This is a genomic window from Lysobacter sp. CFH 32150 (genome assembly GCF_022758295.1).
GTDB lineage: Bacteria > Pseudomonadota > Gammaproteobacteria > Xanthomonadales > Xanthomonadaceae > CFH-32150.
The window spans coordinates 1-11552 of sequence record NZ_JALDWJ010000001.1 but is presented as its reverse complement, the minus strand read 5'-3'; the positions used below and the strand labels follow the sequence as shown (position 1 = coordinate 11552).

Genomic DNA, 11552 nt, shown 5'->3' with positions numbered 1-11552 from the left:
TCGACTTGGGTAGCGACGCTCAGTACTTGCGCTTGGGCAGTTCGGCAGCGGCCTGGTCGGCGGTGAATACGCCTTCCTCGACCTCCACCCGCTTCGGCACCGGTCTGCCCGCGCTCACGTCGCGGATGAGTTGCGCCAGTTGTTCGCCGAACAGTGGATTGCACTCGATGGTGGCATTGAGCTTGCCGGCCTTCATCGCCTCGAACGCGCCGCGCACGCCGTCGATGGAGACGATGCGGATGTCCTGGCCCGGCTTCAGGCCCGCCTCCTCGATCGCCTGGATCGCACCGATCGCCATGTCGTCGTTGTGGGCGAACAGCACGTCGATGTCGCGGCCCTGCGACTTGAGGAAAGCTTCCATCACTTCCTTGCCCTTGGCGCGGGTGAAGTCGCCGCTCTGCGAGCGCACCACGGCGAAACGTTTGTCGGCATCGATGATTTCCCTGAAACCCTTCATGCGGTCGATGGCGGGCGCCGAGCCGACCGTGCCCTGCAGCTCGACGATGCGGATCGGTCCCGCCTTGCCCTTGCTGTCCTCGACCAGCCAGCGGCCGGCCTTGCGCCCTTCCTCGACGAAGTCCGAACCGATGAAGGTGGCGTACAGCGAGTCGTCGCTGACCTTCACCGCGCGGTCGGTCAGCACTACCGGAATTCGCGCGGCGCTGGCTTCGCGCAGCACGGTCTCCCAGCCGGACTCGACCACTGGCGAGAACGCGATCACGTCCACGCGCTGGGCGATGAACGAACGCAGCGCCTTGATCTGGTTTTCCTGCTTCTGCTGGGCATCGGAGAACTTGAGCCGGAATTCCGGCGGAGCCAGCGCCGCCTTCACCGATGCGGTATTGGCGCTGCGCCATTCGCTTTCCGCGCCGACCTGGCTGAAGCCCACGGTGATCGGCTTGCTTGCGCTGCCGTCTGGCGCGCTGCCGGAGCAGGCCGAGAGCGCCAGCATCGCGGCGCACATCATCACGATCTTTCGCATGCCTTTCGCTCCCGAAGAACCGATGCCGTGGGTGGTTTCATGCCGCCGTGTAAGCGGTCTTCACCGTAGTGTAGAACTCGACCGCATGGCGCCCCTGTTCGCGCGGGCCATAGCTGGACGCCTTACGGCCACCGAACGGCACGTGCGGGTCCACGCCCGCGGTGGGCAGGTTGACCATCACCATGCCCGCCTGCGCATGGCGCTTGAAGTGCGTGGCGTGGCGGAGCGAATTGGTGCAGATGCCCGCGCACAGGCCGAACTCGGTGTCGTTGGCCAACGCCAGCGCATGCTCGTAGTCGTCGGCCCGGATCAATGCGGCGACCGGGCCGAAGATTTCTTCGCGCGCGATGCGGTGCTCGGGCCTCGCGGCGAACAGGGTCGGGGCGAGGAAGTGGCCCTGCGTGGCGCATTCGACCTGCTCGCCGCCGAACAGCAGCTCGGCGCCTTCGTCGCGGCCGATGCCGATGTAGGACAGGTCGGTGTCCAGCTGCGGCCCGCTGGCGACCGGGCCGATGTCGATTCCCGATTGCAACGGATCGCCAACAGTGAGCTTTGCCAGGCGTTCCTGCATGCGCGCGGCGAATTCCTCGTACACCGCGCTTTCCACGATCAGGCGGCTGGACGCGGTGCAGCGCTGGCCGGTGGAGAAGTAAGCACCGTTGACGGCGCATTCCACGGCCTTGTCCAGGTCGGCGTCCGCCAGCACCACCAGCGGGTTCTTGCCGCCCATCTCCATCTGTATCTTCAGTCCGCGCTCTGCGGCCTGGCGCAGCAGCGTGCGACCGGTCGGCACAGATCCGGTGAAGGTCAGCGCGTCGAGCTTGCGATGCGCCACCAGCGCCGCGCCCACGACGCGGCCGGCGCCCAACACCAGGTTGAACACGCCGGCCGGCACCCCCGCCCGGTCGAGGATGTCGGCGAGGGCCCAAGCGCAGCCCGGAACGATCTCCGCCGGCTTGAACACCGCGGTATTGCCGTAGGCGAGCGCGGGCGCGATCTTCCAGGCAGGGATCGCCAGCGGGAAGTTCCAGGGCGCGATGACGCCCACCACGCCCACCGGCTCGCGGGTGATCTCCACATCCACGCCCGGGCGCGTGGACGCCAACTTCTCGCCGGGGATGCGCAGCGCCTCGCCGGCGAAGAACTTGAATATCTGCCCTGCCCGCGCGGCTTCGCCGATGCTCTCCGGCAGGGTCTTGCCTTCCTCCATCGCCAGCAGTCTGCCCAGTTCCTCCTTGCGCGCGAGGATCTCGCTGCCGACCCGGTCGAGGATGTCCGCCCGCTGCTGCGGCGAACCCAGCGACCAGGCGGGCAGCGCCGCGGCAGCTGCGTCTACAGCCTGCGCCACCTGCGCCGCGTCCAGCACGCCGTACGTGCCGACCGGCGCCGCCAGATCGGCAGGGTTCTCGTCCTCCGACTCTCCGCTGCCGGTGACCCACTGGCCATCGATATAGCTTTTGAACTGATGCGCCATGTCTCGTCTCCGGTGATCCCGCGCCGCGCTCAGCGCACGGCCACGCCGCCGAGCGCGAAGCCGGAGGCGACGGTACGCAGGGGGTTGCGCAGCGGTGCGCCTAGCCCGGGCAGTTCGATTTCGAACACGTCGCCGTCGCGCGTGCCCACCTGGTCGGCGAAGCTCAGCGTGGCCGTGCCGAAGAAGTGCAGGTGGACATCGCCGGGCCGGCGGTGCGCGGCGTACTTGAAGTGGTGGTATTCGAGATTGGCCAGCGAGTGGCACATGTTGGCCTCGCCGGTCAGGAAGGGCTTTTCCCACAACACGCGGCCGTCGCGGCGGATGCGACTGGTCCCGCGCAGGTCGCGCGGCAGCTCACCGGTGCGCAGTTCCGGGCCGACCGCGCAGGCGCGCAGCTTGGAGTGCGCCAGGTACAGGTAGTTGCGGCGCTCGGTGACGTGGTCGGAGAACTCGTTGCCGATGGCGAAGCCGAGGCGGTGCGGCGTGCCGTCCGGGGCGATGACATAGAGGCCGACCAGTTCCGGCTCCTCACCGCCGTCCAGCGCGAACTCGGGCGAATCCAGCGGCGCGCCGGGGGCCGCGACGATATCGCCGTCGCCCTTGTAGAACCATTCCGGCTGCGCGCCCGGATGACCATCGCGCGGAATGCCACCCTCCACGCCCCACTGGAACATCTTCATCGAGTCAGTCAGCGTGCCCGCCTCGGCCTGCTGCTGGAGGTTGCGATGCATCGCGTCGCGGGCCGCGGCGCTGCCGAGATGGGTGAGCCCCGTGCCGGTCACCAGGCAGTGGGCCGGATCGGGATGGTGCAGCGGCGTCAGCACACGCCCCTGTTCCAGCAGTCCGGCATAGTCCAGCCGGACGTTGCCGCCCCATTCTGCGGCCACGGCGTCGAGGCCGAGCCCGGCAGCGATGGCCGCGTTGACCAGCTCGTACATCGAGGAAACCTGCTCGAGCAGGCGCACCTGGCGTCCGTCGGCGCAGACCTCGCCCACGCGCATCGCGGAGGCATCGTCGAGAAGCTGGATCAGTCGCATCGTCTACGTCCTGCTGGGCCCGCTCCCCACCCGTGGCCGGCGACAGCGGGTCGCCCGCGCCTTCTGGCGGAAGTGCAGCCGCCGGACGGCGGCAACGACGCTTATTCTGTGGGCTTGATGGATATGCTACAAATACATAAATCATCATTATCGATATCCAAATCGATATCGGAATAGCCGTGTCCACGTTACCCTGGTTCGTCCGCGCCCACCTCAAGACCCGGCAGCTGATGCTGCTGATCGCCATCGAGGAACACGGCACCGTCGGTCGCGCCGCGCAGGCGCTGTACATGACGCAGCCGGCGGCCTCCAAGCTGCTCAAGGACCTGGAGGACCTGATCGGGGTCTCGCTCTTCGATCGGCTGCCCCGTGCCATGCGTCCCACGTGGTACGGGGAAAGCCTGATCCGGCATGCCCGCATCGCCCTCTCCAGCCTCAGCGAAGCCGGCGCGGAGATCGAAGCACTCAAGGCCGGGCACGCTGGCAGTGTCGCGATCGGCGCCATCGCGGGGCCGGCCATGACCTTGCTGCCGCCGGCCTTGGCCCGGGTCTCCCAGGCGTACCCCGACCTGCGCGTGTCGCTGGTGGTGGACGGCAGCGATGTGCTGCTGGATCAGCTGGCGCACAACAAGATCGACCTGATGATCGGGCGCCTGTTCGCACGCCACGACAAACGCCACCTGCACTACGAGCCGGTGGCCGAAGAACAGGTCTGCGCGATCGCCCGCCCCGGGCATCCGCTGCTTTCGCTGGAAAAACCGCGGCTGCAGGACCTGGCGCTTGCCTCGTGGGTGGTGCCGCCGGAGGGCAGCATCCTGCGCCATCGCTTCGAGCTGATGTTCCAGTCCGCCGGGCTCGAGGTGCCGCGGCGCATGATCGGCACGGCCGCGCTGGTCCTGTTACCTCGCCTGCTTCAAGACAGTGATCATCTCGCAGTGGTGCCGGTGGACGTCGCCCGGCACTACGGCGAACACGGCATGGCCGAGATCGTGCCGCTGGAGCTCTCGTGCGGAATGGATTCCTTCGGCTTCATCACCCGCACCGATTGGCTGCTGTCGCCAGGAACGCGCGCCGTGCTGGATACCCTGAAGGACGCCGCCGGCCGGATCTACGCGCCGAAGGCACAGAGGCGGCGCGGGACCTGACGGGCCGCGCAGCGGCCGCCCTCAGGACCAGCCGGCGTCGACCACGTATTCCTGCGCGGTGCAGGACCGGGCCTGGTCGGAAGCGAGAAAGAGCACCATCGCGGCGATGTCCTCCGGCAGGACCTTGTCGGGCAGGCACTGGTTGCGGGCCAGTTCGCGTTCGCCTTCCGCGTCGAGCCACAGGCGCACCTGGCGCTCGGTCATCACCCAGCCCGGAGTGACGACGTTGATGCGGATGCGCAAGGCGCCCAGCTCGCGCGCCAGCCCGCGGGTCAGCCCATTCACCGACGACTTGGCGCTGGCGTAGACCGGATAGCCGCCGGTCTTGGTCTGCCAGCCGGTGGAGCCCAGGTTGACGATCGAGCCGCCGCCGAGCCGCTGCATGCCCGGCACGACCGCCTGGATCGCGAAGAACGCCGGCCGCTGGTTGATCGCCACGCGCCGGTCCCAGTCATCGGTGGTCACCTCGGCCAGCCTGTGGCGGTCGTCGCTGCCGACGTTGTTGACCAGCACGTGGAAATCGCCCAGTTCGGCCGCCGCATCGGCGATCGCCTGCTGCAGCGCGGCCACGTCGACGACGTCGCAGCGCCGCATCCACGGCCGCGGCCAGCCGGCGGCAGCGATGCGCTCGACCAGCGCCCGCCCCTCTTCCTCCGCCACATCGACGAAGGCGACATGGGCGCCCTGACGGGCGAACGCCTCAACCAGTGCCGCGCCGATGCCGCTGCCTCCGCCGGTGACGAACACGCGGCGGCCGCGCAGTTCGGGATAAAGCGCCTGGCCGATGGCCGCGCCCAGGGTCGGCTCGGTCGAGTTGTCGGAACGATGCACGCAGAGTCCTCCGCTGGAGAGCGATCCATATCCGAATGGATATCGAAATCGGCAATTTCGTTATTTTTGAAGCATCAATATGCCTTGTAGCATCAACCGCAGTAAAGCGCCGCCGGACGATCGGCGGATCCGGTTCCGCACTCCCTTTCCGGGGGATCGCTTCATCCATGGGCTCACCCGAAAAGCCGCTTCGGCGCAGTCAGGCGTGGTTCGGCCGCGAAGGCAAGCAAGGCTTCTACTACCGCAGCTGGCTCAAGAGCCTCGGCGTTCCGCACGACGTGTTCGATGGGCGCCCGGTCATCGGCATCTGCAACACCTGGTCGGAGTTGGCGCCGTGCAATAGTTCTCTGCGCGAACTGGCCGAGCACGTCAAGCGCGGCGTCTACGAGGCCGGCGGATTCCCCCTGGAGTTCCCGGTGATGTCGCTGGGCGAAACCCAGATGCGGCCCACCGCCATGCTGTTCCGGAACCTGGCCAGCATGGACGTCGAAGAATCGATACGCGCGAACCCCATCGATGGCGTGGTGTTGCTGATGGGATGCGACAAGACCACCCCGGCGCTGCTGATGGGCGCGGCCAGCGTTGACCTGCCCACGATCGGCCTGTCCGGCGGACCGGCGTTGTCGGGCAACTGGCGTGGGCGCCCTCTCGGCTCGGGCACCGGCGTCATCCAGATGTCCGAGAAGGTGCGCGCCGGCCAGTTGAGTCAGGAGGAGTTCGTCGAAGCCGAAGCGTGCATGCAGCGCTCCAAGGGCAGCTGCATGACCATGGGCACGGCTTCGACCATGGCGTGCATGGTCGAGGCGCTGGGCATGTCGCTGCCGGAAAACGCCGCGATCCCGGCCGTGGATTCGCGCCGCTTCCGCTTGGCGCACCTCACCGGCCGCCGCATCGTGCAGATGGTCGAGGAAGACCTGCGGATGTCGCGCATCCTCACCAGCGCGGCGTTCGCGAACGCCATCCGCACCAATGCCGCGATCGGCGGCTCCACCAACGCGGCTATGCATCTGCTGGCGCTGGCTGGGCGCCTGGGCGTGCCGCTGACGCTGCAGGACTGGGACGACATCGGCTCGAAGCTGCCCTGCCTGGTGAACCTGAAGCCGTCCGGCAAGTACCTGATGGAGGATTTCTACTACGCCGGCGGCCTGCCGGCGGTGTTGCACGAGATCGCAGGCGAGCTGGATCTGGGCACGATCACCGCCAACGGCCGCACGCTCGGTGAGAACATCGCCGAGGCGCCGTGCTGGAACCGCGAGGTCATACGCAGCGTCGACGCGCCATTCAAACCCGAGGCCGGCATCGCCGTGCTGCGCGGCAACCTCGCGCCCGACGGCGCGGTCGTCAAGCCGTCGGCGGCCTCGCCGCACCTGCTGCGGCACCGCGGGCGCGCGGTGGTGTTCGAGAACATCGAGGACTTCAGGGCGCGCATCGACGACGAAACGCTGGACATCGATGAGACCTGCGTGATGGTGCTGAAGAACTGCGGCCCTCGCGGTTATCCCGGCATGGCCGAGGTGGGCAACATGCCACTGCCCCCGAAGCTGCTGCGCAAGGGCGTCATCGACATGGTGCGCATCTCGGACGCGCGGATGAGCGGCACCGCCTACGGCACCGTGGTGCTGCACGTCTCGCCCGAGGCCGCCGTCGGCGGTGCATTGGCGCTGGTGCGCGACGGCGACTTCGTCGAACTCGATGTGCCCGGCCGCAGGCTGCACCTGGACGTCGACGAGGCCGAACTGCAGCGCCGCCGTGGCGAATGGCGCGAAGCGCCACGCCCCGCGCGCGGCTGGGCCAGGCTCTACGTCGATCACGTGCAGCAAGCTCATCTCGGCGCCGACCTCGACATCCTGGTGGGCGGCAGCGGCGATGCCGTCGGCCGCGATTCGCACTGATCGGAATGCGGCGCATCTGGGGAGAGCCCCTGGAGCCGTCGCCATGCCGGAAGCGACTTTCCATCGCCGCGAGGCGCGCGCCAGAACGAGGGAAGGAACCACCATGAGACCAATTTCGGCAACGAGTCGACGCTTGGCGGCCGCGCTGCTCATGGCGATCGCCGCATGTCCTGCCATGGCGGAAGTCCGCAGCCTGTCGCAGGAGTGGCTCTTCCATGCCGGAGAAGCCGCAGGCGCGGAGCGGACCGCGTTCGACGACCGCTCCTGGCACCGGGTGGTCGTGCCGCACGACTTCTCGATCATGGACAGACCTGATGGGAGCAGGCCCGACGGAAGCCCGCCGTTCGACCCCGCTACCGTCAGCGGCCAGGATTCGGGCTATCTGCCAGGCGGCGACGGCTGGTACCGCCGACATCTGGTCCTCACGCCGGACGAGGCTTCCCGCATCGTCCGGCTGAACTTCGAAGCCGTGTACATGGACGCCGACATCTGGGTGAACGGCGAACACCTCAAGACGCACCGCTACGGCTACACCGCCTTTTCCGTCGATCTGACCGGCAAGGTCCGCGCCGGCGGGAACGTCATCGCCGTGCGCATCAACCATCCCGATCCGTCTTCGCGGTGGTATGCGGGCTCGGGCCTGATCAGGCCGGTCGCCCTGGAGCTGCTCGATCCGGTCCACATCGAGCCTGAGAGCGTCTTCGTCACCACGCCGGTGGCGAACGAGGAGCGAGGCGTGGTTTCGGTGAGCGCCACCATCGTCAACCGATCAGGCAAGGCGCAGACCGCCGAGTGGGTGGCCAAGGTGGTTTCGGCAAATGGCGAGACGGTTGCCAAAGCGGAACAGACGCATGCGATACCCGCCGGCGCACGCATCGAACGGTCGCAGGAACTCGCCGTGCCCAGGCCGCGCCTGTGGTCTCCGGACTCCCCCGATCTCTACACACTGGTCCAGGAGATCCGCATCGGCGGCGCTACCGTCGACGAGAGGCGGACCCGTTTCGGCGTCCGCACGATTTCCCTCGATGCCACGAATGGCCTGCGCGTCAACGGCCGGCGCGTGTTGCTGCGTGGCGGCAACATCCACCACGACAACTACATGCTCGGCGCCGCCGGCGCGCCCGACGCGGACGCCCGCAAGGTCGCCCTGATGAAGGCCGCCGGATACAACGCCATCCGCAACGCACACAATCCAGCCAGCCAGGCAACGCTCGACGCGGCAGACGAACTGGGCATGCTCGTCATCGACGAAGCGTTCGACAGTTGGAACAAGAGCAAGAGGCCGCAGGACTATTCGCGCTTCTTCGCCGAAGACTGGTCGCAGGACATCGACAGTCTGATCGTCAGTGGCCGCAACCATCCCAGCGTGCTGTTCTGGAGCATCGGCAACGAGATCCCCGAGGACGGCACGCCCGAGGGCGTCGAGACCGGCCGCAAGCTCGCCGAGCGCGTGCGCCGGCTCGACCCGACGCGGCCCGTCACCCAGGCCATTAACGCCGACCCTCCGAGGAGCACGAATCAGGCCGCGGTACTCGACGTTGTCGGCTACAACTATCACGCCCACATCTTCGCCGAGGAGCACGAGCGGCTTCCCCGACTGACGATGTACACCGCCGAATCCACGCCGAAGGACCTCTTTTCCTACTGGCGTGCCGTCGAAAGCATGCCGTGGGTGATCGGCGACTTCGTCTGGACCGCGGTGGACTACCTGGGGGAATCCGGCATCGGCTGGATGGGATACAGCCAGGACTGGCAGAAGCTCGGCCCCTACCCTTGGCACCTTGCGTACTGCGGCGAGATCGACGCGACCGGCCGCATGCGCCCGGCGGCCTATTACCGCCAGGTCGTCTGGAAGACAGGCGCGGCGCCCATATCCGCGTTCGTCAGGCAGCCCAAGGGCACCGAGGACCTGCCCGGCCGTCACCTGTACCCGATCGTGCCGCCCCACCTCGACTGGTCGCTGGACGATGTGCATCCCAGTTGGACCTGGCCGGGACAGGAAGGCCGGCGCCAGGAGGTGGTGGTCTATTCCGAATTTCCGGAAGTGGAACTGTTCCTCAACGGAAAGAGCCTGGGCCGCAAGCCGGTCGGCGAGGACAGCGAATACAAGGCCACCTATCAGGTGCCCTACGCACCGGGGCGCCTGCTCGCCGTGGGCTATCGCGATGGGCGCGAGGCCGGGCGCTGGGAACTGCGCACGGCAGGCACGCCGACCACCGCCGTGGTTACGGCGGACCGGTCGCAACTCACGGCCAATGGTGAGGATCTGGCCTATGTCGCGGTGGAACTGCACGACGCCGACGGCACCCCCGTCTATGCTCGCGAGGACGACAGGCAGGTACGTGTGCGCGTGACCGGAGCGGCAACGCTGGCCGGCATCGGCAACGGGAATCCCGTGGACGTGTCCGGCTTCCAGTCCGGCGAACGGAAGACCTTCCACGGGCGGGTGGTTGCCGTCGTCCGCGCCGGTGCCCAGGCCGGCCCCATCGTCGTCGACATCGATGCGGAAGGCCTGCCCTCCCGTCAAGTGCGGCTGCACACGGTCACGCCCCGGCTGCTCTGAAGGTCCGTCCCCTTCGGCTGAATTCATGTCCGCTATGGGTCGGAAGCGGACGCTTAGCTCGATGTCCGCTTCCGACCCATAGCGGACAACTGGGGCAGATTGGTGGAGTGCGCTCTGGCACGTGATGGCATCGCCTACGTGCCATTTTTCCCACTCGGCGGGTTCTCGCCGCTGCAGTCGTCCACCCTGACCGACGTCGCCGCGCAGCTAGACGCGACGCCGATGCAAGTTGCCCTCGCCTGGCTGTTGCGGCGTTCGCCGAATGTCTTGCTGATTCCGGGTACTTCGTCGTTGAAGCATCTGCACGAGAACCTCGCAGCCGTGGATCTGGTTCTGCCCGATGACGCGGTGACCGCACTTGACGGAATTGCTGCGCAGTAGCGACTCCCACCTCCCGGCAGCTCATGGGATCGACCACCCTGCTGGCCTGAGGGCCAACCGTAACCACTGTGCCTATTACTGCCGCCTTGGCGATCTCGTGCGCGAGCACATCCGCGATGGTCGTCGGGATTATTGTTCTCGGCTCGCGACAAGCGAAACCCGAACTAGCCAATCAAACCATCGCACGACTTGCGCACGTTGGCAGAGACTTGCTCCCACGCAAGTCCATTGCCTCTGTGCATTTGTGTCCACGTTGCCGCTAGCACGGGCTCGACGTCTTCCCAGCGCTTGTCCGCGCATATCTCGCGAACGATCGCCGCGAAGCCGAGGATATGCCGCCGCTCTTCGGCGGGCAGATCTGCTAGATGGGTCCCCATCGGCCAACATACCCCGGTCGGCCCGACACATGAATCTCGGCGACTCTCCCCCGAGTAGGTGCCGGGCTGGCCTTGGGAGCGTCGCGGGAAAAGCGAGGCCAGGCAATAAACCTGTGCTTGATTGCGTCGAAGCGGCGTCAACTATTATGTGGCCGCCCGCATACCTCACGGGTGATGGCTGGACGACTCAGGGAAACCACGCAATGGCGAAGAAACAAAGATCTGGCTTCTCTGTCGTCAAGATCGCAATCGGCGTAGTGCTTGGACTACTGATCATCAAGGCGTGTGATCGATATGACGCGGTCAAGCTAGCGAAGGCTGGGATTGCCAAGCTCTTTGACATGGCTCCGGAGCCAGGACCGGCGCAAACCCGTGCGCAGCGAGAACGTGAATTGGAGCAGCAAGGGCGTAAGTCGGTGCACGAACCGCTTCAGGCCGACGAACGCTGCGTTGATGGACAGCGATACCGAAGTACCACGGACGGGTGGGTCCTAAACGGCAGCTGCTAGCGGCGCCCGTCGCCACGGAATGCGCCATCGGACGCCCCAAGGCCGCAGGCGTCCCCTCCCCTGCGCCTCCTCCAAAAGAATCGGCCCGCTTGCGCGGGCCGTTCCGGTATTGCGAGTACCGCGATCGATCAGTTGACGTTGATAGCGCTCCAAGCAGCCGCGACAGCGGCGCGCTCGGCCGAGCCGGCCCCGTACAGGTCGCTGGCCGCGTTCAACGTGGCGGTTCGTGCCTGCGGGTAGGTGGTGCCCGAGCTCATGTACACGGTCAGGGCGCGGTACCAGATGGCGCCAGCCGCGGCGCGGCCGATGCCAGTGAGCGACCCGTTGCCGGTGGCGTTCTTGCTGTCGCCGGCGGCGCAGG

Annotated in this window: 8 protein-coding genes and 1 pseudogene; 4 read left to right on the top strand and 5 right to left on the bottom strand. The window is 67.1% G+C overall.

The features are described 5' to 3' along the window. Positions 1-19: 19 nt before the first annotated feature. From MO486_RS00045 to araD1, 3 genes are read right to left on the bottom strand one after another with little or no spacing between them, the layout of a single operon-like run. Positions 20-982: an ABC transporter substrate-binding protein gene (locus MO486_RS00045; RefSeq protein WP_242903438.1), complete on the bottom strand. Its 963-nt coding sequence runs from the start codon at positions 980-982 to the stop codon at positions 20-22. A 37-nt stretch (positions 983-1019) separates the two neighbouring features. Beyond that, positions 1020-2456: an aldehyde dehydrogenase family protein gene (locus MO486_RS00040; RefSeq protein ID WP_242903436.1), complete on the bottom strand. Its 1437-nt coding sequence runs from the start codon at positions 2454-2456 to the stop codon at positions 1020-1022. A gap of 29 nt (positions 2457-2485) precedes the next feature. Beyond that, positions 2486-3493, bottom strand: a complete 1008-nt coding sequence (gene araD1, locus MO486_RS00035; RefSeq protein WP_242903434.1) for an AraD1 family protein — start codon at positions 3491-3493, stop codon at positions 2486-2488. A gap of 230 nt (positions 3494-3723) precedes the next feature. Between araD1 and MO486_RS00030 the strand changes: the two genes are divergently transcribed. Then, positions 3724-4638: a LysR family transcriptional regulator gene (locus MO486_RS00030; protein WP_242903432.1), complete on the top strand. Its 915-nt coding sequence runs from the start codon at positions 3724-3726 to the stop codon at positions 4636-4638. Positions 4639-4659: 21 nt separating this feature from the next. On the opposite strand, the gene MO486_RS00025 is transcribed toward MO486_RS00030, so the two are convergent. Continuing rightward, the gene (locus MO486_RS00025) at positions 4660-5469 is read right to left on the bottom strand and encodes an SDR family oxidoreductase (protein WP_345779187.1); all 810 of its coding nucleotides are present in this window, start codon (positions 5467-5469) and stop codon (positions 4660-4662) included. Between the two features lie 167 nt (positions 5470-5636). On the opposite strand from MO486_RS00025, the gene MO486_RS00020 reads away from it, so the two are divergent. From MO486_RS00020 to MO486_RS00010, 3 genes and pseudogenes are all read left to right on the top strand, one after another. Then, positions 5637-7361 (top strand): IlvD/Edd family dehydratase, encoded by a 1725-nt coding sequence (locus tag MO486_RS00020; protein ID WP_242903430.1) that lies wholly within the window; start codon positions 5637-5639, stop codon positions 7359-7361. Positions 7362-7494: 133 nt separating this feature from the next. Next, complete coding sequence (locus MO486_RS00015; RefSeq protein WP_242903428.1) at positions 7495-9924, top strand: glycoside hydrolase family 2 TIM barrel-domain containing protein; 2430 nt, start codon at positions 7495-7497, stop codon at positions 9922-9924. Between the two features lie 99 nt (positions 9925-10023). Further along, positions 10024-10305, top strand: a pseudogene (locus MO486_RS00010) (aldo/keto reductase); the annotation flags it as partial. A gap of 1014 nt (positions 10306-11319) precedes the next feature. Here the strand turns inward: MO486_RS00010 and MO486_RS00005 are convergent. Next, the coding region (locus tag MO486_RS00005; protein ID WP_242903426.1) for a M4 family metallopeptidase at positions 11320-11552 on the bottom strand (233 nt) is incomplete at its 5' end.